The 21,776-nt window shown below is 67.2% G+C and carries 18 protein-coding genes and 2 pseudogenes; 8 read left to right on the top strand and 12 right to left on the bottom strand.

The features are described 5' to 3' along the window. Positions 1–7: 7 nt before the first annotated feature. The 3 genes and pseudogenes from AADZ55_RS05225 to AADZ55_RS05215 all read right to left on the bottom strand — a co-directional run bounded on the left by AADZ55_RS05225 (position 8) and on the right by AADZ55_RS05215 (position 1,937). Entirely contained in the window at positions 8–148 is a 141-nt protein-coding gene (locus AADZ55_RS05225) for a hypothetical protein (RefSeq protein WP_165759311.1), read from the bottom strand. After that, a pseudogene (locus AADZ55_RS05220) lies at positions 131–242 on the bottom strand (PPE domain-containing protein); the annotation flags it as partial. The pseudogene AADZ55_RS05220 and the gene AADZ55_RS05225, both read right to left, overlap by 18 nt. A 258-nt stretch (positions 243–500) precedes the next feature. Further along, positions 501–1,937 (bottom strand): FAD-binding oxidoreductase, encoded by a 1,437-nt coding sequence (locus tag AADZ55_RS05215; RefSeq protein WP_085323169.1) that lies wholly within the window; start codon positions 1,935–1,937, stop codon positions 501–503. A gap of 218 nt (positions 1,938–2,155) precedes the next feature. Here AADZ55_RS05215 and AADZ55_RS05210 point away from each other — a divergent pair, with 218 nt between their 5' ends. Further along, a complete protein-coding gene (locus tag AADZ55_RS05210; protein ID WP_085323168.1) occupies positions 2,156–2,515 on the top strand; it encodes a DUF732 domain-containing protein in 360 nt (119 codons plus the stop codon). A gap of 4 nt (positions 2,516–2,519) precedes the next feature. On the opposite strand, the gene AADZ55_RS05205 is transcribed toward AADZ55_RS05210, so the two are convergent. Both AADZ55_RS05205 and AADZ55_RS05200 read right to left on the bottom strand, forming a co-directional pair. Beyond that, complete coding sequence (locus tag AADZ55_RS05205; protein ID WP_085323167.1) at positions 2,520–2,813, bottom strand: DUF3017 domain-containing protein; 294 nt, start codon at positions 2,811–2,813, stop codon at positions 2,520–2,522. Then, a complete protein-coding gene (locus AADZ55_RS05200; protein WP_085323166.1) occupies positions 2,810–3,655 on the bottom strand; it encodes a bifunctional methylenetetrahydrofolate dehydrogenase/methenyltetrahydrofolate cyclohydrolase in 846 nt (281 codons plus the stop codon). Before AADZ55_RS05200 ends, AADZ55_RS05205 begins: the two co-directional genes overlap by 4 nt. 104 nt (positions 3,656–3,759) lie before the next feature. Between AADZ55_RS05200 and AADZ55_RS05195 the strand changes: the two genes are divergently transcribed. The 4 genes and pseudogenes from AADZ55_RS05195 (at position 3,760) to AADZ55_RS05180 (ending at position 10,163) form a co-directional block, all read left to right on the top strand. Continuing rightward, a complete protein-coding gene (locus AADZ55_RS05195) occupies positions 3,760–4,953 on the top strand; it encodes an NADH:flavin oxidoreductase (RefSeq protein ID WP_085323165.1) in 1,194 nt (397 codons plus the stop codon). Between the two features lie 29 nt (positions 4,954–4,982). Further along, on the top strand, positions 4,983–7,619 hold the full coding sequence (locus AADZ55_RS05190) for an ATP-binding cassette domain-containing protein (RefSeq protein ID WP_085323164.1): 2,637 nt from the start codon (positions 4,983–4,985) through the stop codon (positions 7,617–7,619). A gap of 24 nt (positions 7,620–7,643) precedes the next feature. Next, a pseudogene (locus AADZ55_RS05185) lies at positions 7,644–8,006 on the top strand (FHA domain-containing protein); the annotation flags it as partial. 207 nt (positions 8,007–8,213) lie between these two features. Further along, a complete protein-coding gene (locus AADZ55_RS05180; RefSeq protein WP_242669966.1) occupies positions 8,214–10,163 on the top strand; it encodes an ATP-binding cassette domain-containing protein in 1,950 nt (649 codons plus the stop codon). 4 nt (positions 10,164–10,167) lie between these two features. Here the strand turns inward: AADZ55_RS05180 and mfpA are convergent, their stop codons facing one another. From mfpA to AADZ55_RS05155, 5 genes are read right to left on the bottom strand one after another with little or no spacing between them, the layout of a single operon-like run. Next, a complete protein-coding gene (gene mfpA / locus AADZ55_RS05175) occupies positions 10,168–10,728 on the bottom strand; it encodes a pentapeptide repeat protein MfpA (RefSeq protein WP_085323162.1) in 561 nt (186 codons plus the stop codon). Between the two features lie 6 nt (positions 10,729–10,734). Beyond that, positions 10,735–11,328, bottom strand: coding sequence for a GTP-binding protein (locus AADZ55_RS05170; RefSeq protein WP_085323161.1), 594 nt, complete (start codon positions 11,326–11,328; stop codon positions 10,735–10,737). After that, complete coding sequence (locus AADZ55_RS05165; protein WP_423202351.1) at positions 11,309–11,731, bottom strand: DUF742 domain-containing protein; 423 nt, start codon at positions 11,729–11,731, stop codon at positions 11,309–11,311. The genes AADZ55_RS05170 and AADZ55_RS05165 overlap by 20 nt, the downstream gene beginning before the upstream one ends. Continuing rightward, the gene (locus AADZ55_RS05160; protein ID WP_085323159.1) at positions 11,688–12,080 is read right to left on the bottom strand and encodes a serine protease inhibitor; all 393 of its coding nucleotides are present in this window, start codon (positions 12,078–12,080) and stop codon (positions 11,688–11,690) included. The genes AADZ55_RS05165 and AADZ55_RS05160 overlap by 44 nt, the downstream gene beginning before the upstream one ends. Further along, the gene (locus tag AADZ55_RS05155) at positions 12,077–14,767 is read right to left on the bottom strand and encodes a sensor histidine kinase (RefSeq protein ID WP_085323158.1); all 2,691 of its coding nucleotides are present in this window, start codon (positions 14,765–14,767) and stop codon (positions 12,077–12,079) included. The genes AADZ55_RS05160 and AADZ55_RS05155 overlap by 4 nt, the downstream gene beginning before the upstream one ends. 263 nt (positions 14,768–15,030) lie before the next feature. Between AADZ55_RS05155 and AADZ55_RS05150 the strand changes: the two genes are divergently transcribed. After that, the gene (locus AADZ55_RS05150; protein ID WP_085323157.1) at positions 15,031–15,495 is read left to right on the top strand and encodes a tRNA (cytidine(34)-2'-O)-methyltransferase; all 465 of its coding nucleotides are present in this window, start codon (positions 15,031–15,033) and stop codon (positions 15,493–15,495) included. Positions 15,496–15,720: 225 nt separating this feature from the next. Here AADZ55_RS05150 and AADZ55_RS05145 read toward each other — a convergent pair whose 3' ends face one another. Beyond that, positions 15,721–16,365, bottom strand: coding sequence for a nitroreductase family protein (locus AADZ55_RS05145; RefSeq protein WP_085323156.1), 645 nt, complete (start codon positions 16,363–16,365; stop codon positions 15,721–15,723). A 23-nt stretch (positions 16,366–16,388) separates the two neighbouring features. On the opposite strand from AADZ55_RS05145, the gene AADZ55_RS05140 reads away from it, so the two are divergent. Further along, positions 16,389–16,799 (top strand): TIGR03667 family PPOX class F420-dependent oxidoreductase, encoded by a 411-nt coding sequence (locus tag AADZ55_RS05140; RefSeq protein ID WP_085323155.1) that lies wholly within the window; start codon positions 16,389–16,391, stop codon positions 16,797–16,799. 85 nt (positions 16,800–16,884) lie between these two features. Here AADZ55_RS05140 and AADZ55_RS05135 read toward each other — a convergent pair whose 3' ends face one another. After that, complete coding sequence (locus AADZ55_RS05135; protein ID WP_207568994.1) at positions 16,885–20,172, bottom strand: error-prone DNA polymerase; 3,288 nt, start codon at positions 20,170–20,172, stop codon at positions 16,885–16,887. 232 nt (positions 20,173–20,404) lie between these two features. On the opposite strand from AADZ55_RS05135, the gene AADZ55_RS05130 reads away from it, so the two are divergent. Beyond that, on the top strand, positions 20,405–21,757 hold the full coding sequence (locus tag AADZ55_RS05130; protein WP_085323154.1) for a WS/DGAT/MGAT family O-acyltransferase: 1,353 nt from the start codon (positions 20,405–20,407) through the stop codon (positions 21,755–21,757). The last annotated feature ends 19 nt before the right edge of the window (positions 21,758–21,776 follow it).

The following is a 21,776-nucleotide window of genomic DNA, read 5'->3' as shown; positions in this document are numbered from 1 at the left end:
TAGGCCGTTATGGCCCGCTGCCGGTGAACAGCAGCCCGGACAGGTGCTGACCGACGTTGGCGAAGCCGGAGTTGACGGCCGCCGTCACATACGGCCCCGCCACCGCTGCCATCGACGCCGCCGCCGCCAAACTCGGCCGCCAACCCATCCCAGGCCGCCGCCGCGGCAAACAACGACCCCGACTCCGCACCCGAATACATCAATGCGGAATTAATTTCCGGCGGCAACACCGGAAAATCCATCGCCCCAAACTCCTTACAACCTCACGACCGCGACCGCCGCCCGGCGCTTCGTCCCCGCCGCAACCAGCACCGATACCGGCGCAACGCGGAGTGAAAGTTGCCCGTATCATCATCGCCGCCGTACGGACGATCCCAGGGCAAATTGTCCAATAGACGCAGGACTGGTTGCAATTGTCGCCCTGAATCCGGCCCCGAATCCGGCTAGGGTCTATCGCTGCGGCCCGGTGCGGTGAACCGCTAACCGGGCCGGATGGAGATTCAGAATTCGAGCCCGGAAAACATCACCCGGCTGGGATCGTATTTCTGCCGGACGGCGGCCAGCCGCGACAGGTTCGGGCCGAAGTAGCGCGCCGCCGCGGTATTGACCTCCAAATAGTTGACGTAGCCACCGACCGAAAACTGTTGCACCGCGTGATGTGCGTCGCTCAGCCATTTGGTCGCGGTGGACACCTGCCCGCCACCGGCAGTCTCGACGTACCACTGTGCAACCCCGCACTGCCGCCGCCAGGGGAAAGCCGTGGCACCCGGGTCCACGTCACCGACCGCGCCGCTGAGCGTGTCGACGATCACCGAGGCACGCCCGGCTGCGGGGGGCCAGCTTCCGATCGCGGAGACGATGGCGCGCGCCGCAGCCGTGTTCATGGTGCCGATGACGTCGGATCCGGCAACAAAGGCACGCGGCGAACTCGTTGAGCTGCCGCCGGCCAGAAACATCACCAGGTCGGCGTGGCTCAGGGTCTTGTTCTCGATTCCGCTGGGCTGTGCCCCTACCGCGGATTTGATCGCGTTGGCCACGGCCGGGCCGGCGCCCGCCGGACAGGTCGCAAGCACATGGCAGTTCGCCTTGGTCGAGCCGACCGAGAGATCGACAAAACCCCAGGTGTTGCGGTCGGCCGCGGCCAGCCACGCCTGCCAACCGACAAGCACCTGCGCCGCCGCCGATGGGGAAAATTCGACGCGGACGACGTCGGAGTCGGCGGTTGGGAAGGTCGCGAACGTCATCGAGGTCGTCACCCCGAAATTGCCACCCCCACCCCCGCGAAGCGCCCAGAACAGATCGGGGTGGTCCTCCCCAGAGGCGGTAACGGCATCTCCGCTGGGCAACACCACGGTGGCCGACTTGAGCGCATCGCAAGTCAGACCCGCATGGCGGGAATCGGCTCCCATCCCGCCGCCAAGCGTCAGCCCCGCCGTGCCCACCGTCGGGCAGCTGCCGGTCGGAATCGCCCGCCGGGCACCGGCCAATGCCTGGTGGACCGCATACAGATCGGTCGCGGCCGGCACGGTGACATCGCCGGTGGCACCGTCGAAGCTCACCCGGCCCGCTAGTCCCCGAAGGTCGAGAACCATGGTGCCCGGGGCTGTCGACGCGCCGACATACGAATGCCCACCACCGCGCGGGGCAATCTTGAGCTTGTTCGCCACCGCGAACGCGACCGCCTTCTGGACGTCCGCGGGCGTCGCGACCGTGACGACCGCCGCCGGGTTCGAGCCGTCGTAGCGCGAATTGAAGACCTGCTTGCCCTGGGTGAACGAGCCGCCACCCGGCAACAGCACACGACCGCCAATCGCGGCGGCCAGTGAGCTCCAGCCGGTTGGGTCCGCCCCCGCCCGCACGGTCGGAAACAGCGCTGAGGTCGCCAACGCTCCGGCGGCGCCGCGAAGAAACATTTGACGCGAAATCACGGGCCGCATTGTTACAGACGAACCGACGAAACCGAGTGTCGCCCAACGTGTCGCGGCGTAGCGTGACCCGATCGTGTCGTTCGATGCTGGCCACCGGGCCCAACGGCATAGTGCGCAAACCTTCACCCCGTCGTGTTCTCGATGTGACTGCGATAGAGAAAGGTTCCTACGGTTGCATCCCGAAACGGACATCCCGAAACGGACTCCGATAAAGACAAGGAAATGACATGCGGGCATGGCGCCGTCGGCGGCTGACAATTCGACTGCTGGCCGGGGCCGCGGGGCTACTCGCCGTGGCCGCGGCATTCGCCGCACCGGCCGACGCGGACTCCATCGACAACGCCTTCATCAGCGCGCTGAACAGCGCCGGCGTCAACTACGGCGACGCGGGAAACGCGATTGCGCTGGGCCATTCCGTGTGTCCGATGCTGTCCAAGCAGGGTGGGACATTCGCCTCGGCGGCGTCGAGTGTCACCGGCACCAACAACATGTCCCCGGAGATGGCGGCGGCCTTCACCAGCATCGCGATCTCGATGTATTGCCCGACGGTGCTGGCCGGCGCCGCCACCGGTATCCCGGCGTTCTAACGGCTCAGCCCGTGCCCAACGGGTCGATCGTCGACGCGATATAAACCATCGCCGCCCCGACCGTCACCGTCGTCACGAAGTCGATCCCCTTGCCGCGCACCACCAAGAGGCCGGCCGGTTCGTCGGGCAACATCAACCGCAGCACCGCCGCCACCCCGACGCCGATGCCGATCAGCAGCGCGCCACGGCGCCAGAAGTTGGCCCCCGCCAGCACAAACGCCACCGCGAAGATCAACCCAACCAGCAGGATCGGCCATTGGGCGCGAACAGCGCGCGCGAACCCGGCCGGCACGCTCATCGTTGCTCGGCCAGCTCGACGACATTGGTCAGCAGGAACGCCCGGGTCAGCGGCCCGACGCCGCCGGGATTCGGCGAGACGTGACCGGCGACGTCCCACACGTCGGGATGCACATCGCCGACCAAGCCGCCCTCGGTACGGCTGACACCGACGTCGACTACCGCGGCACCGGGACGCACCATGGCGGCGGTCAGCAGATGCGGCACACCGACCGCGGCCACAATGATGTCGGCCTGCCTGGTCAACGCGGGCAGGTCGCGGGTTCCGGTGTGGCACAAGGTCACCGTGGCGTTCTCGGAGCGGCGAGTGAGCAGCAGCCCCAACGGCCGGCCCACCGTCACGCCGCGGCCGATGACAACCACATGGGCCCCAGCGATCTCGACCTGGTAGCGGCGCAGGAGGTGCACGATGCCGCGCGGGGTACACGGCAGCGGCGCCGAGGTGCCCAGAACCAGCCGGCCCAGGTTGGTCGGATGCAGGCCGTCGGCGTCCTTGTCCGGGTCGACGCGCGCCAGTGCGGCGTTCTCGTCCAGGTGCTTGGGCAGCGGCAACTGCACGATGTAACCGGTACAGTCCGGATTGGCGTTCAGTTCGTCGATGGTCTCGTTGAGTGTGGCCGTCGAGATGTCGGCCGGCAGGTCGCGGCGCATCGAGGTGATGCCCACCTTGGCGCAGTCGGCGTGCTTGCCGCGGACATAGGCCTGCGAGCCGGGGTCGTCGCCCACCAGGATGGTGCCCAACCCGGGCGTGCGGCCCAATGCGGTCAATTCGGCCACCCGCTTTTTCAGGTCGACGAAGATCTCGTCGCGGGTGGCCTTGCCGTCCAGCGTGATTGCGCCCACGCCAGACAGTCTGGCACGTCCGCCGCGGTGCCATCGATGGCGACCCGCTGCGCTCGGCGGCGACACCATGCAGCCGCGCTTGCGATCGCCATTAGGCTCCTGACATGGGTGAGATGGCCCCGGACGTGTTGGCGCCGGCCAAACTCGGCCCGCTCACGCTGCGCAACCGGGTCATCAAGGCCGCAACCTTCGAAGCGCGCACGCCCGACGCGCTGGTGACCGACGATCTGATCGAATTCCACCGCCAGCCCGCCGCGGGTGGAGTCGGCATGACCACCGTCGCCTACTGTGCGGTCTCCCCGGGCGGCCGCACCGCTGGCAACCAGATCTGGATGCGCCCCGAGGCCCTACCGGGGCTGCGCCGGCTCACCGAGGCGATCCACGCCGAGGGGGCGGCGGTGAGCGCGCAGATCGGCCACGCCGGCCCGGTGGCCGACGCCCGCTCCAACAGGGCCACCGCTTTGGCGCCGGTGCGGTTCTTCAATCCGATCGCGATGCGGTTCGCCAAGAAGGCGACCCGCGAGGACATCGATGACGTGCTCGACGCGCACGCCAACGCCGCCCGCCTGGCCGTCGAATCCGGCTTCGACGCCGTCGAAATCCATTTGGGCCACAACTATCTGGCCAGTGCATTTCTCAGCCCGCTGATTAACCGCCGCGCCGACGAGTTCGGCGGATCGTTGCAGAACCGGGCGAAGGTCGCGCGCGGTTTGGTGCTGGCCGTCCGCCGCGCCGTTAACCAGCAGATCGCGGTAACCGCCAAGCTCAACATGGCCGACGGCATCCGCGGCGGCATCACCACCGACGAGGCGCTGATCACCGCCAACTGGCTGCAGGACGACGGCGGGCTGGACGCGATCGAACTCACCGCGGGCAGTTCGCTGGTCAACCCGATGTATTTGTTTCGCGGCGACGCGCCGATCAAGGAGTTCGCCGGTGCATTCAAGCCCCCGTTGCGCTGGGGCATGCGCATGACGGGCAAGAAGTTTCTCCGCCAGTACCCCTACCGCGACGCCTATCTGCTGCGCGAGGCGCGGTTGTTCCGCGCCGAGCTGACGATGCCGCTGATCCTGCTGGGGGGCATCACCAACCGGCGGACGATGGACCTCGCGATGGCGCAGGGATTCCAGTTCGTTGCAATGGCCCGGGCTCTGCTGGCCGAGCCGGATTTGATCAACCGGATCGCCGCCGAGGGCGACCGGGCGCGCTCGGCGTGTACGCATTGCAACCAGTGCATGCCCACCATCTACAGCCGCACCCGCTGCGTCGTCACCGGCGCGCCTGACAAAACCGGATAACGGCCGGTCCGCGAGCTACAGTTGGTGCAATGACTGCAGCACCGCCGCCAGCGCTGACGGTTCGGTACGACGGGTCAGAACGCACCTTCGCAGCGGGCCACGACGTGGTGATCGGACGCGACCTGCGCGCCGATATGCGCATCACACATCCGCTGATTTCCCGCGCGCATCTTTTGCTGCGGTTCGACCAGGGCCGGTGGCTCGCCATCGACAACAGTTCGCTGAACGGGACCTTCTGCAACGGTCACCGGGTGCCGGTGGTGGAGATCCACGATGGTCAGAGCGTCAACATCGGAAACCCCGCCGGACCGTTGCTGACCTTCGAGGTCGGGCGGCACCTGGGCATGGCCGGGCGTCCGCCGGAAACCGAGTCCATGCGCATCGTTACGCCGTCCGATGCCCGGCCCTCCGGTCAGGCTGGGCCGCCCCAATCCGGACGCCGGACAAGTTGGACCTCGCCACCAACGCAGACCTATCCTGTTGCGCCTCAACGCCCGACGGGGACGTCCGGACAACCCAGATACCCGAGCAGCTCCACGCCGCGGGCGCCCAGGTATCCCACCAGCTTGGAGCCACCTCCGACGCACCTGCAGCCCCGCCCCCAGCTGTCCGGCCCGGCACCAGCGGGGCTACCGCAGCACGCACCGCCCACCCAGCTGGCCCCCGGCGCCCAGCCACCCGAGGTGTGGAACCTGGCGACCAAGATGGTTCAGGCCTTGTTGCCGTCCCGGTCCGGGGCGCTGCACAAGCCCGCAGGTGCCGCCACGATCGGGCGCGCCACCGACAACGACATCGTCATCTCCGACGTGTTGGCCTCGCGCCATCACGCCTTCTTGACCCAGACCCCGCTGGGCACCGAGATCCGGGACGCGCACAGCGTCAATGGGACCTTCGTCAACGGCGTCCGAGTCGGGTCGGCGATCCTGACCGACGGCGACGTGGTCACCATCGGCAACGTAGACCTGGCCTTCAACCGCGGCACCCTGGTCCGCCGCACCGAGGCCGCAACACGCGTCGGCGGCCTGGAGGTCAACTCGGTCTGCTTCGCCATCGACCAGGGCAAGCAACTCCTGGACAACATCTCGCTGACCGCCCGACCCGGGACCCTGACCGCCATCATCGGGGGCTCCGGCGCCGGCAAGACCACCCTGTCGCGGCTGATCGCCGGGTACACCAGCCCCAGCTCCGGCACGGTCACCTTCGAGGGCCACAACATCCACACCGAGTACGCGTCGTTGCGCAGCAGGATCGGGATGGTGCCCCAGGACGACGTCGTGCACCGGCAGCTGACGATCAACCAGGCACTCGGCTACGCCGCCGAGCTGCGGTTGCCGCCCGACACCAGCAAGGCCGATCGAGAGCAGGTCGTCGCCCAGGTGCTCGCCGAACTCGAGCTGACCAAGCACGCCGACACCCGCGTCGACAGGCTGTCCGGCGGCCAGCGCAAGCGCGCTTCGGTGGCACTGGAACTGCTCACCGGACCGTCCCTGCTGATCCTCGACGAGCCCACCACCGGCCTGGACCCGGCGCTAGACCGTCAGGTGATGATGATGCTGCGCCAGCTCGCCGACGCCGGCCGGGTGGTGCTGGTGGTCACGCACTCGGTGTCCTACCTCGACGTGTGCGATCAGCTGCTGCTGATTGCGCCCGGCGGCAAAACGGCGTTCCTGGGCCCGCCCGACCAGATCGGTCCGGCGATGGGGACCACCAACTGGGCGGACATCTTCGCCAAGGTGGGCGCCGATCCAGACGCGGCGAACCGCCGCTTCCTGGCCGAGAACAGGCCACCGCCGGCCGCCGCCGAAGCCAGTCCGGCCGCCGATTTGGGCGAACCGGTGCACACCGACGTGTTTCACCAGTTCTCCACCGTCGCCCGCCGCCAGGTCCGACTGGTCGTCTCCGACCGTGGCTACACGGTGTTCCTGGCCGTGCTGCCGTTCCTCATCGGCCTGCTGACGCTCACCGTTCGCGGCAAGACCGGATTCGGCATCGCCGACCCGAACAGCAACGCACCCAACCAGCCCGGACAGATCCTGGTCATGCTCAACGTCGGCGCGGTGTTCATGGGTACCGCGCTGACCATCCGCGACCTCGTGGGCGAACGTCCCATTTTCCGGCGTGAGCAGGCGGTCGGCCTGTCGACCTGGGCCTACCTGGCCGCCAAGATCGTCGTGTTCAGCGTGTTTGCGACGACGCAGGCAGCGATCGCCACCGTAATCGCACTGATCGGCTGGGGGCAGCCGATTGCCCATGCGGTGATTCTCGGCAACGTTAGCTTCGAGCTGTTCGTCACGGTTGCCGCGACCTGTGTGGCTTCGGCGATCCTCGGCATGGCCCTGTCGGCGCTCGCCCGTTCCCAGGATCAGATCATGCCGCTGCTGGTGGTCGCCATCATGGCGCAGCTGGTGTTTTGCGGCGGAATGATCTGGGTGACCAACCGGTTTCTCCTCGACCAGTTGTCGTGGGCCACTCCCGCGCGGTGGGGCTACGCGGCCTCGTCGTCGACCATCGACGTGCACCGCCTGACCCCCGGCCCGACCGACCCGAAGGACCAGCACTGGAACCACACCAAGAGCGCATGGCTGTTCGACATGGCGATGCTCGGGGTGCTGTGCATCGTCTATAGCGGCATCGTGTGGTGGAGAATGCGGCTCAAGCGCCACTGACCGCGCACAGCATAATCTGAATTGATGAACCGACCCCTGCAGCCGGTACTGACGGTTCGGTCCGACCGGTCGCAGCAATGCTTCGCCGCGGGCCGCGACGTGGTCGTGGGCAGTGATTTGCGCGCCGACATGCGTGTCGCACACCCGCTGATCGCCCGTGCGCATCTGTTGCTGCGCTTCGATCAGGGCAAGTGGATGGCGATCGACAACAACTCGCAGAGCGGGATGTTCGTCGACGGCCAGCGGGTGGCGGTGGTCGACATTTATGACGGCCTGACCATCAACATCGGGAAGCCCGCCGGGCCGTGGATCACCTTCGAGGTCGGCCATCACCAGGGCATCATCGGACGGCTCCCGCCGACCGAGCACATCCGGCTTGCCCCGCCCGCCGACCCGTCGTCGCGTCCCACGCCCGCGCACCGGCCGCGCGCGGCGCCAGGCCCGCCGCCGCGACGGCCGTCCACCTGGAAACCTCCGCCACCACCTCGGCCCCCATATCCGAGTGCCGACGTTCAGCGCACAACCGCGCTTCCGGTCGTTCCGCCGGTCGACCTCAGCCAACCCGAGTCCGCGTCGTCACGGTTTCCGACCAGCATGGTCAATGTTCATGGGGCAGAGTCGGAGTTCGAGCAGACGGCCGCGGGCGGCGCGTGGATCGGTCGCGCGATCGACAACGACATCGTAATCTCCGACGTGTTGGCGTCACGCCGCCACGCGTTCGTGACCCCGACCCGCCTTGGGGTGGAAATCCGCGACGCGCAGAGCATCAACGGGACCTTCGTCAACGGGATCCGGGTTGGTTCGGCGATCCTGACCGACGGCGACGTGGTCACCATCGGCAACGTCGACCTGGTATTCGCCGAAGGCGCGCTGGTACGCCGCACCGAGGCCGCGACACGCGTCGGCGGCCTGGAGGTGCATCAGGTCGACTTCAGCATCAACGGGAAAAGGCTGCTCGAGAAGGTGTCGCTGACCGCCCGACCCGGGACCCTGACCGCCATCATCGGGGGCTCCGGTACCGGCAAGACCACCCTGTCGCGGCTGATCGCCGGGTACACCAGCCCCAGCTCCGGCACGGTCACCTTCGAGGGCCACAACATCCACACCGAGTACGCGTCGTTGCGCAGCAGGATCGGGATGGTGCCCCAGGACGACGTCGTGCACCGGCAGCTGACGATCAACCAGGCACTCGGCTACGCCGCCGAGCTGCGGTTGCCGCCCGACACCAGCAAGGCCGATCGAGAGCAGGTCGTCGCCCAGGTGCTCGCCGAACTCGAGCTGACCAAGCACGCCGACACCCGCGTGGACAACCTGTCCGGCGGCCAGCGCAAGCGCGCTTCGGTGGCACTGGAACTGCTCACCGGACCGTCCCTGCTGATCCTCGACGAGCCCACCACCGGCCTGGACCCCGCGCTGGACCTACAAGTCATGACGATGCTGCGCCAACTTGCCGACGCCGGTCGGGTGGTGCTGGTGGTTACCCACTCGCTGGCCTACCTCGACGTCTGCGATCAGGTGCTGCTGATTGCGCCCGGCGGCAAGACGGCGTTCCTGGGCCCGCCCGGCCAGATCGGCGAGGCGATGGGAAGCACTAACTGGGCCCAGATTTTCGCGAAGGTAGGGGCCGACCCGGACGAGGCCAACCGCCGCTTCCTGGCCCGCAACCGTCCGCCCCCACCCCCGCAGGCGCAGCCGCCGGGCGATCTGGGCGCCCCAGCGCACACCAGCGTGCGCCGCCAGTTCTCCACGATCACCCGCCGCCAGGTTCGCCTCGTCGTCGCCGACCGTGCCTACTTCGGATTCTTGGCGGGTTTGCCGTTCATCCTCGGTGCGCTGTCGCTGACCGTTCCGGGCGACTCCGGGTTCCACATCGCCCAACCGACCAGTCAGACACCCGACGAAGCCGCCCAGATCTTGACGCTGCTGTCCATCGCGGCCGTATTCATGGGCACCGCCTTGACCATCCGCGACCTGATCGGTGAGCGTGCCATCTTCCGACGCGAACAGGCGGTCGGCCTGTCGACCTGGGCCTACCTTGGCGCCAAGCTCGCGGTGTTCAGCGTGTTCGCGATCATCCAGGCAGCGATCGCGACCGGCATTGTGCTCCTGGGCAAGGGCGCACCCACCCAGCCGGCGGTGCTGCTCGGCAATCCCAGCTTCGAACTGTTCGTCGCCGTCGCCGCGACATGTGTGGCCTCGGCGATTCTCGGGTTGATCCTGTCGTCGATCGCGCGCTCCAACGAGCAGATCATGCCGCTGCTGGTGGTGTCGCTGATGCTGCAGCTGGTGCTGGCCGGGGGGCTGATCCCGGTGACCGACCGGATCGTGCTCGATCAGTTGTCCTGGGCGGTACCCGCGCGATGGGGTTATGCGGCGTCGGCCGCTACGGTCAACCTGCGGGAGCTGGTGCCCGCTTCGCTCAGTCCCGAGGACAGCCACTGGACACACTCGCGCAACGCGTGGGTGTTCGACATGGCGATGCTCGCCGCGCTGTCGGTGGGCTACTCCGCCATCGTTTGGTGGCGCATCCGGCTCAAGCGCTGAACGGTTAGGCCTCCAGGCCCCCCGCCAAGCACAGCCCGTGCGCCACCGCAAACCCCAACGCTTGGCTGACGTCGACCCGCGCACCCGCCAACGATGCGGTCCGCCACAGCGCCGCGTCCACGGTCGCGCCCCGCAGATCGGCGTCATCCAGCCGGGCGCCGGTGGTCCGCGCACCACTGAGGTCGGCGCCGCGCAGCACGCACTTGCGCAAGTCGGTCTCCACCAGGCTGGTCTCGCGCAGCCGGCAGCCGGTCAAGTCGACACCACGCAGGTCATTGCCGCCGAGCGCGGCGAGTGTGAAATCCACCTCGTCGAATTTCACCGGCCGCAGTCGACAATTCACGAATACCGAGCCCAGCATGCTGCATTGCTGAAATGTGCTGTGCCACAGTATTGTCCGTTCGAATGTGCAATTGCGAAACGCCGATCCGCGGTGTTCGGACTCGGTCAGGTTGACGCCGCTGAAATCACATTCGCTGAACACCGCCCGCTCGGTCCGTAGCCGGCTCAGATCCTCGTCCCGGAAGTCTCGGCCGGTGAATTCGCAATCAACCCACTGCTGCAACGGTGTTCAGCCGCCCGCCGGTGACAGGGTGGAAAGCGCGTATTCGCTCACCGCGATCAGCGCATCGGTCGCCGACCGACGATCGCGGGCATCGACATTGATCACCGGAATGCGCGCGGGCAGCGTCAACGCTTTACGCACCTCGCTGGCCGGATACCTTGGCGCGCCGTCGAATTCGTTGACTGCAATCAGGAACGGCAGGCTGCGGTGCTCGAAGAAGTCGACCGCCGCGAAGCTGTCCTGCAGGCGCCGGCAGTCGACCAGGACGATCGCGCCGATGGCCCCACGCACCAGGTCGTCCCACATGAACCAGAACCGGCGCTGGCCCGGGGTTCCGAAAAGGTAGAGCACCAGGTCCTCGCCCAGGGTGATGCGGCCGAAGTCCATCGCGACCGTGGTGCTCCGCTTGTCGGGAGTGGCCTCGAGCATGTCGACACCGGCGGAGGCATCGGTGACCATCGCTTCGGTGCGCAGCGGCATGATCTCCGAAACGGCGCCGACGAAGGTGGTCTTGCCGGCACCAAAGCCGCCCGCTATGACGATCTTCGTCGACGCGGTGGAGTGCGCCGCAGAATGGGCTTCAGAGTGCTTGGAGGCCACGGAGGGTCCTTCCTATCAGCTCGTGGCGCTCATCGCGGGTCGACCGGTCGGTCAAGGTCGCATGCACCCGAAGGTAACCGGACCTGACCAGATCGCCGACCAGGACGCGTGCCACACCCACCGGCAAATCCAGCCGGGCCGAGATTTCCGCGACCGACGGACTCGAGACATTGCCGGCGCACAATCGGAGGATCCTGCCTCGCATGTCATGGGCCGGCCAGCCGCGAGCCGGCCCCGCCCGCAGGGTCTGCACCGGCGCTTCCAGCGGGAGGTCGACGTCGGTACCGGTGCGTCCGGCCGTCCAGGTGTACGGGCGGACCAGGCTCACCTCGGACGCCGACTCATCCGGGGGCCGGTGGCTAGCGCCGGGATGACTGGACAACGCCGCCCACCCGCTCGACAAGGACGGCCATCTCATAACCGATCTGGCCGATATCGCATCCGGTCACGGCCAGCGCCGCGAGATGTGACCCGTCACCAACCTGCATCAACAGCAGGAAGCCGTGTTGCATCTCGACCACCGACTGCAGCACCTGCCCACCCTCGAACAGTTGCGCGGCGCCGGTGGCGAGGCTGGCCAGCCCGGAAGCCACCGCGGCCAGCTGATCGGCGCGTTCGCGCGGCAGATGTTCGCTGGCCGCGACCGGGAGCCCGTCGACCGACACCAGCAACGCGTGGGCCACCCCGGGAACCTCGCGGGCAAACTTCGACACCAGCCAGTCAAGCGGGCTGTCCGACGAATAGGCGTTCATTCCTGATTGGGTCCCTGACTACTCTCGCGGGCATGTGACCGTCCGGTCCGCACGCCGCCGAAATGACTGCTCATGGAGGCGCGCACCGCATCGGGGTCGCGCATCGCAGCGGCGTGCCGCGATTGCCGGCCGGGATGAAGTCCGCCGTTCGATGTTATGGCACCACCCTGATGCTGCTGGTCGAGCGCCCGATCAGGCACCGCGGCCCCCGGCACCAACCGGGCTCCGGGTTCGCGCACCGGCAGGCCGTGGTCGGTGCGCGACTCGACGGGCCTGTCCTCGGCTTCGGCGGCCGCCGACCAGCCGCGGTCCCACACCGACTTCCAATCCAGATCGGGACTGTGGGCCAGCTCATGCGGGTCACCCACCGCCTCGGAGAGCATCCGCTGGTAGATCACATCGTCGTCGACCGGGCCTTTGGCGGTCGAGGAACGCCGCGCAAAAAACGCCGAGGTGTCCGATGCGGCCTTTCCCGGCGCGGGTTGCTGCGCCGGTTGGGGATCTGGAGCTGGCGGTCGTTTGGGCTCGTGCTGAAATCCGTTCTCCCACCAGGGTGTCTTCAGCTCGCGGCGCGGACGCCGCAGCTGCTGGGTCGGCTGGGCGGGAAGGTCGGTGATGCCGCTGGACCCCGGGGTGCGGCGCGGTAGCAACGTGACCGGCGGTAGCGGCGCCACGGCGGCGGGAACGGCAGCCTCCGGCGACTCGGCCGCCGCTGGTACGGCGCTCGGCGGCCTGATCGCAAACGCCTGCGGTTTGGGCGGCTGCGCGCGGGCCGTCCCCTCGAGCACGGCCAGCGGTAGGTAGACCTCGGCGGTTGTGCCGGTGCGCTGTTCACCGGCTACCGGAGCGCGCAGCCCGACTCGGATGCCGTGTCGGCCGGCCAGCCGGCCGACCACGAAGAGACCCATGTGCCGGGCGCTATCCGGGGTGACCTCACCACCGGCCCGCAACCGCATATTGGCCATCCGCCGATCGGCGTCGGTCATACCCAGGCCGGAGTCCGAGATCCGCAGCAGAAGACTGCCTTCGCTGCCGATTGCGGCGGCAACCCGAACCGGTGTGGTCGGCGGCGAGTAGCGCAGCGCGTTGTCGATCAACTCGGCGAGCAGATGGATGACGCCACCAGCCGCCGCGCCGACGACCGCACACTCGGGCAGCCTCGCGATCTCGACACGACGATAATCCTCGACCTCTGACACGGCGGCGTTGATCACGGTCGACAGCGGCACCGGCTCGCGGTGGTCACGCGTAATCTGCGCGCCGGCTAGCACCAGCAGGTTGGCGCTGTTGCGGCGCAGCCGGGCGGCCAAGTGATCGAGCCGGAACAGACTGTCGAGTCGGTCGGGATCCTCCTCGGCGCGCTCCAGCTGGTCGATGAGCGACAGCTGCTGGTCTACCAGCGAACGGCTGCGCCGTGACATGGTCTCGAACATCTCGTTGACCAGCAGTCGCAACCGCGCTTCGTCGCCGGCCAGCAACAGGGCCTGGGTGTGCAGTTCGTCGACCGCATGCGCGACCTGACCGATTTCCTCGGTGGTGTACACCTCCAGCGGCTCGGCGAGCGGCTCGTCGCCGGCGCGGACCCGGGCGATCTCACCCTCGAGGTCGGTGTGCGCAACCTTGAGCGCCCCATCGCGCAGTACCCGCAGCGGCCTGACCAGGGTGCGAGCCACGAGCAGCACAACGGCGACTGCGATCGCGATGGCGGCCAACACCAGTACCGCGTCGCGGATCGCGGCGTCCCGCCGATCGGTGGCCTGGCGTTGCACCGACTTCGTCACCGACCCGGTGGCGTCCTTGATCACCTGCTCGGCAATGTCACGGGTGATCCCTAGCGAGCGCAGCAGCTCGGGGTTGTCGACCAGTGCAATGGCCGGATCGGACATGATCGCCATTCGGGTCACCATTTGCTGCTGCAGGTTCTTGAGGTCCGGCGAGCCGACCCCGAGCACCTCGCTCATTCCGAACAGGGTCGACGGTTCGGTGCCGGCCAGGGTGATCATCGAGGTGCGCAGTCGCGGCTCGGGAAGGTCGGCGCCACGGGTCACCAAGATCTCCTGCAATGTCATCTGCCCGCGGATGCCGACGGCTCGGCTCAGACCCTGCACCTGGGCCCGGATTTGCTCGCTATCAACCTGCACCGACGCGTCAATGACGTTCTCGGCCGTCAACAACAGCGGCGCATAGGTAGTGATCCGGTCCTGCAAACCGATGCTGTTGGCCAGCACCTTGTCCAGCACCGCCTGGCCGCCGTTGAGCAGCGTGTTCACCCCCGACCGGACGTCGGGGATCACGTCGGTGTCCGCCAGCCTCGTCTGCAGCTCGTACTTGCGGGCCGTGAAGTTCTTCTTCGCACCCTCGACGTCGCGTCCGGTCGAACTCGCCAGCAAGGCGACGTCCAGCGCCGACATGTATTTCGTGATCGCGGGTAACAGGTCCGCGCGGGCAGCGACCAGCCGTAGACCGCTGGAGTTGGCCATCGCACCCTCGACCCGCAATCCTCCGAACGTCACCGCCAAAACCAGCGGCACCAACGCGATCGCAACGACTTTCCATCGAACCGGCCAGTTGCGCAGCGACCAGGCCGGCGGGCGTTTCGGACGTTCTTCAGGCGCGGCCGAGGAAGCCATGGGGGCGCCTGATGCAGCCGCCGCGACCGGGGTGGTCGGGCGGGCGAACATGGTCATGTGAATGCGGCCGTGCTGCCGGCCGCACCGCTGTTACGTAGCGCTCGGAGAACTGAGAGGCTCATAAAACTTCCTGCTATATGCCCTGCCGTCCGCCCCGGCCAGCCGGGCGCGGACGTAAACAGCTGGCAATCCGACGAGTATGCCAGCACGCGGCCGAGGTCTCCACCATTGTTCCTGAGCTTGGAGTGTCCGGCGGAGCCGGCTTACCCCGGTGCGCCAGCCGGACAACCGGGTACCGGGCGCTTTGCCATGATCGACGAATGTTCCGGCTGCTGTTCTACTCGCCGCGCATCGCTCCGAATACGGGCAACGCCATCCGGACCGCCGCCGCGACGGGCTGCGAACTGCATCTGGTCGAGCCGCTGGGTTTCGACCTGTCTGAACCCAAGCTCCGGCGGGCCGGACTGGACTACCACGACCTGGCCTCGGTCACCGTCCACACGTCGCTCGCGGCCGCCTGGGATGCACTGTCGCCGGTGCGGGTGTTCGCGTTCACCGCGCAGGCGGTGACACGATTCACCGACGTCAGCTACCGGGCCGGCGACGTGCTGATGTTCGGGCCCGAACCCACCGGGCTGGACACGGTGACCCTGACCGACCCGCACATCACCGGCCAGGTGCGCATTCCCATGCTGGCTGGCCGGCGATCATTGAACCTGTCCAATGCCGCAGCGGTTGCCGTGTACGAGGCCTGGCGACAGCACGGCTATCACGGGGCCGGCTGAAGTCCGAAACCACCCCTGCCAGGAATACCTGGTGTAAAACCCCAGATCTCGTGGCCGGCATTGGGATACATTCCCAATGCCGGAATCACTCGCGGTCTGCGCTGGCCACTGGAGGATGAATAGCGATGAAACTCCGGCAATGGCGGCGGCACCGGCGGTAGTGGCGGCACCCACGGCGCCCCCGGCAGCGACGGCAACCCGGGCTGATCCCGGGTCGACTGCCAGCTACCAGCTGTTCCAGTGCGTGAGGCTCTCGGCGGGCAGCCGCTTGGCCGGCCGGAAGTCGGTGCCCTTGGTGTAGGCAATCGGAAACAGCCCGCCCTGGCTGTATTCGTCGTAGGGAATGCCGAGCACCTCGGCCGCCCGCTGCTCACCGTCGTCGAGCAGATGTAACGTCGTCCAGCAGGAACCCAGCCCGCGGGAGCGCAGCGCCAGGCAGAAGCTCCAGACCGCCGGGAACAGCGAAGCCCAGAACGACACACCGCCCAACGGCGACTTGTCTTCCCGGCCATAGAGGCACGGGATCATCAGGACGGGCGCCTCGTGCATGTGCTCGGCGAGATAGGTCGCCGAATCACGCACCAGCCCCATGCGCTCGCCACGGCTGTCGCCCTCGGGGTATTCGGGTGCGGGCAGGCTGAGGTAGCCGCGGGCGTTGGCCAGGTAGATATCGGCGATCGCCTTCTTCTTCCCGGCGTCCTCGACGAACACCCACTGCCAGCCCTGCGAGTTGGACCCGGTGGGCGCCTGCAGCGCCAGTTCGAGGCATTCCATCAGTAAGTCGCGCGACACCGGCTTGTCGAAGTCGAGGCGTTTGCGGACCGATCGGGTGGTGCGCAGGACTTCGTCGACGGACAGATTGAGGGTCATGTGGCGCAGACTACCGTTACCTCATGAGCGTCGAACTGACCCAAGAAGTTTCCAGCAGGCTCAGATCGGACCGCTACGGGTGGCTGACGACCGTCGCCAAATCGGGGCAGCCGGTTCCGCGACTGATCTGGTTCTATTTCGACGGCAGCGATCTAACGGTGTACACCATGCCGCGCGCCGCCAAGGTCGCTCACATCTTGGCCCACCCGCAGGTCAGCCTGAACCTGGACTCGGATGGCAATGGCGGAGGGATCGTCGTGGTCGGCGGGGCAGCTGCCGTCGACGCCACCGATGTCGACTGCCGGCAGGACGAACCGTACTGGGTCAAGTACCGCGAGGATGCCGCGAAGTTCGGTCTGACCGAGGCCATAGCGACGTACAGCACCCGGCTGAAGATCACCTTGAATCGGGTGTGGACGACGCCGAGTGGTTGACATGAGACGCCTGCTCGCCGAAGGTGCGTCTACTGCGAAGTTTTGGCGAAAATTTCGCACCTAGTTCACACTCGGCGCGGGGTGGCTAGCGGAAGTCGCGCGACCGGGAGCCGATCAGGGCGATGCGGCCCATCCGCTCGGCCACCACGGTGATCGCGCCGCTGGCGTTTTGGACCTGGCCGCGAATCAGCAGCGCCGGTGCCGTATGCGCCAGCTTGCGATGGCGCGCCCACACTCCCGGCGTGCAGAGCACGTTCACCATCCCGGTTTCGTCCTCGAGGTTGATGAACGTCACCCCTTGGGCCGTCGCGGGTCGCTGCCGATGGGTCACCGCGCCGGCGATCAGCACGCGGTCACCGTCGGGCACCGATCCCAGGGCGTCGGCGGGCAGCACCCCCATCGCGTCCAGGTCTGGCCGCAGGAACTGCGTCGGATAACTGTCCGGGGAGATGCCGGTGGCCCACACGTCGGCGGCGGCCAGTTCCAGCTCACTCATTCCCGGCAACGCCGGGATATGCGACGACGAGCCCACCCCAGGCAACCGGTCCGGCCGTTGAGTGGCCGCGGCCCCGGCCGCCCACAGCGCCTCCCGACGGGACATCCCAAAGCAGCCCAGCGCCCCGGCCGTCGCCAGCGCTTCGGTCTGCGGCACGGAAAGCTGCACCCGGGACGTCAGGTCAAGCAGAGAGGCGAACGGGCCGTTGACTTTTCGCTCCTCGACCAACGTTTCGGCGAGATCGTCGCCGATATAGCGAACGGCACCCAGACCGAGTCGGACCTCGGTTCCCGCGTTTTCGAGAGTGGCATGCGCCAGGCTGGTCGCAACGCACGGGCCGTGCACCACCACACCGTGCCGGCGCGCATCGGCCACCAACGACTGTGGTGAATAGAAGCCCATCGGCTGTGCGCGCAGCAGCGCGGCGCAGAAGGCCGCCGGGTGGTGCAGCTTGAACCACGACGAGTAGAACACCAGTGACGCGAAACTCAGCGCGTGACTCTCGGGGAAGCCGAAATTGGCGAATGCCTCCAGCTTTTCGTAGATTCGGTCGATCACCTCGTCGGGGGCGCCGTGTAGCGTACGCATGCCATCGTAGAACCGGCCGCGCAGCCGGCGCATGCGTTCGGTCGAACGCTTGGACCCCATGGCGCGCCGCAGCTGGTCCGCCTCGGCGGCGGAGAAACCCGCGCAGTCGACCGCCAGTTGCATCAGCTGTTCCTGAAAGAGCGGCACGCCCAGTGTCTTTCGCAATGCCGACGCCATGGACGGGTGATCGTAGACGACCGGGTCGATGCCGTTCCGTCGCCGGATGTAGGGGTGCACCGAACCGCCCTGAATGGGCCCGGGACGGATCAGCGCGACCTCCACCACCAGGTCGTAGAACACCCGTGGCCGCAGGCGCGGCAAGGTGGCCATCTGCGCTCGCGACTCCACCTGGAACACACCGACCGAATCGGCGCGGGCCAACATCTCGTACACCGCCGGCTCGGAGAGGTCCAACCTGGCCAGGTCCACCCCGATACCTTTGTGTTCGGCCACCAGATCTCTCGCGTAATGCAGCGCCGAAAGCATACCCAGCCCGAGCAGGTCGAATTTCACCAAACCGATTGCCGCACAGTCGTCTTTGTCCCACTGCAGAACGCTGCGATTCTCCATGCGCGCCCACTCCACCGGGCACACATCTGCGATCGGGCGGTCACAGATCACCATACCGCCGGAGTGAATACCCATGTGCCGAGGTAGGTTCCGAATCTGGTTTGCCAGATCGACTACCTGCTCGGGGATGCCCTCGACATCTTCGGCCTGCCCGTTCCAGTGGCCGATCTGCTTACTCCACGCGTCCTGCTGCCCCTGCGAGAAGCCCAGGGCGCGGGCCATGTCGCGCACCGCGCTGCGCCCCCGGTAGGTGATGACATTGGCTACCTGGGCGGCATAGTCCCGGCCGTATTTGTCGTAGACGTACTGGATGACCTTTTCGCGCTGATCCGACTCGATGTCGATGTCTATGTCGGGTGGCCCATCGCGGGCGGGCGATAGGAAACGCTCGAACAACAGCTCGTTGGCCACCGGATCGACAGCGGTGACACCGAGGGAATAACAGACCGCGGAATTGGCCGCCGATCCCCTGCCCTGACACAAGATGTCGTTCTCCCGGCAAAACCGGGTGATGTCGTGCACCACCAAGAAGTAGCCCGGAAACCTCAGTTGTGCAATGACTTTCAGCTCGTACTCGATCTGGCAATACGCCCGTGACGCGCCCTTGACCGCCCCGTAGCGATCACCAGCACCGGCCATGACCAACTGTCGCAACCAGCTGTCCTCGGTGTGCCCGTCGGGCACATCGAACGGCGGCAGCTGCGGCGCGATGAGCGCCAACCCGAACGCACACTGCTCGCCGAGTTCGGCGGCGGTGGTCACCACTTCGGGACACCAAGCGAACAGCCGGGCCATCTCCTCGCCGGACCGCAGGTGCGAGCCGCCCAGCGGAGCCAGCCACCCGGCGGCGGCATCCAGGGACTGCCGGGCCCGGATCGCGCCCATCGCCATCGCCAGCCGGCGCCGCGACGGATGAGCAAAATGCGCTCCAGTGGTGGCGACGACGCCGACTCCGAAGCGCGGCGCGAGGGCGGCCAGCACCGCGTTGTGTTCGTCGTCGGGCGGATAGCCATGCTGGGTCAGCTCGATGCTGACCCGGGCGGCCGTGAACCGGTCCACCAGATCGGCCAGCGCCCGTTCCGCCGCATCCGGGCCACCAACGGCAAGCGCCTGGCGCACATGACCTTTCCGACATCCTGTCAGAATGTGCCAGTGCCCGCCGGCCGCCTCGGTCAGCGCGTCGAAGTCGTAGCGCGGCTTGCCCTTCTCGCCGCCGGCCAGGTGCGCCGCGGCCAGTTGCCGCGACAACCGCCGGTAACCTTCCGGGCCGCGGGCCAGCACCAGCAGGTGCGGGCCGGGCGGATCCGGCTGTTCGGTGCGGGCCTGCGATCCCAGTGACAGCTCGGCGCCGAACACCGTACGCACGTCGAGTTCCGCGGCGGCTTCGGCGAACCGCACCGCCCCGTACAGGCCGTCGTGGTCGGTCAGCGCGAGGGCGCGCAGATCCAGCCGGGCGGCCTCCTCGACCAACTCCTCCGGCGTGCTGGCACCGTCGAGGAAGCTGTACGCCGAATGGGCATGCAGCTCGGCATACGCGACGGACGATCCGAGCTTCCGGGCCGCTCCCGGTTTTGGGTCAAGCGGCTGGTAGCCCCCACGCTTGCGGGACCGGGGCACGTCCCCATCCGCATCGGACGCCGGCGCACCGGCATGTCGCGGCTTCCCGTCCAGCACCCGCTCCATTTCCGCCCAGCTCGGCGGCCCATTGTGCCAACCCACATCCGCCAGTGTATCGAACATATGTTCGAGACACTGGCGGATTAATGGAACGGGTTTCGTACGGCTCGGAAACGGCCCGCGAACAGTTTGCGAACGGCGCCGCCAAGCAGCACATCGCCGCTGTTAAACATATCTTTAACTGAAAAACACGTTCTTAACTTTGCAGGCCTATCGCCGCTGGGGCTCGCGACGGATACTGGTACGTATTCCAAAACGACGGTGGGGACTTGTCATGGCACAACTGACGACGCTGGATGCGGGTTTTCTCAAGGCCCGGGATCCGGAGCGGCACCCGAGCCTGGCGGTCGGCGCGGTTGCCGTCGTCAACGGTGCCGCCCCCAACTACGAACGGATCAAAACCGTTCTTGCAGAACGGATTAAGTCGATACCACGGTGTGCCCAAGTGCTGCGGACGGAGTGGATCGACCATCCGGGATTCGACATCGCCCAGCACGTCCGACGGGTGGCGCTTCCCCGTCCTGGCGACGAAACCGAGCTGTTCCGGGCCATCGCCCACGCCCTGGAACGTCCCCTCGACCTGGACCGCCCGCTGTGGGAGTGCTGGATCATCGAGGGCCTGAAAGGCAATCGGTGGGCGATCTTGATGAAGATCCACCACTGCATGGCCGAAGGCATGTCGGCGGCCCACCTCCTCACCAGGCTCTGCGACGACGCCGACAGCAATACCTTCGTCAACAATATTGGTATCGAACAAATTTCGTCGGATATCGACGCGCGCAACTGGGCCGACATGCTGTGGCGGAATTCTGTCAGCATCACTGGCGCCGTCTGCAAGGCCGCAGCGCGCGCCGTCAGCTGGTCTGCGGCCTGGACGTCGCCGGCCGGCCCGCTCACCGCGAGGCGGCGGTACCAGACGGTGCGCGTTCCCCGCGCCGCCGTCGACAGCGTGTGCCAAAAGTTCGGGGTGAGCGCCAACGACGTCGCACTCGCAGCAATCACCGAGGGCTTCCGAACGGTTCTGCTGCACCGCGGTCAGCAACCACGCGCGGACTCACTGCGCACCCTGGAGAAAACCGATGACAGCTCGGCCATGCTGCCGTACCTCCCAGTCGACGACGACGACCCGGTTCAGCGGCTGCGCACCGTGCACAACCGGGTGAACCGGACCACGCCGAGCGACCGTCGCCAAGCCACCAGTCTCGCTGGGTACGTACCGTTTACGTTGTGCGCCAAAGTGATTCACGCGCTAGCTCGGCTACCGCAACAGGGCGTCGTAACCCTGGCGACCAGCGCACCCGGTCCTCGCCACCAGTTACGGCTGATGGGCCAACGGATGGACCAGGTGTTGCCCATCCCGCCGACCGCGCTGCAGCTAAGCACCGGGGTCGCCGTACTCAGCTATGGCGATGAGCTGGTGTTCGGCATCACCGCCGACTACGAGGCCGCATCCGAAATGCAGCAGTTGGTCAGCGGCATCGAACTGGGTATGGCGCGTCTGGTGGCCCTCAGCCACGACTCCGTGCTGCTGTTCACCAAGGATCGTCGCAAGCGTTCATCCCGCGCACTGCCCAGCGCCACGCAACGCGGGCGGGCCGCTGCGCTGCCCGCCCGCGCACGTCACTGACTCAATCTCAGCGCCGTTG

Source organism: Mycobacterium decipiens (genome assembly GCF_963853665.1).
GTDB classification, from domain to species: domain Bacteria; phylum Actinomycetota; class Actinomycetes; order Mycobacteriales; family Mycobacteriaceae; genus Mycobacterium; species Mycobacterium decipiens.
This window is presented reverse-complemented; position numbering and strand designations above follow the sequence as displayed.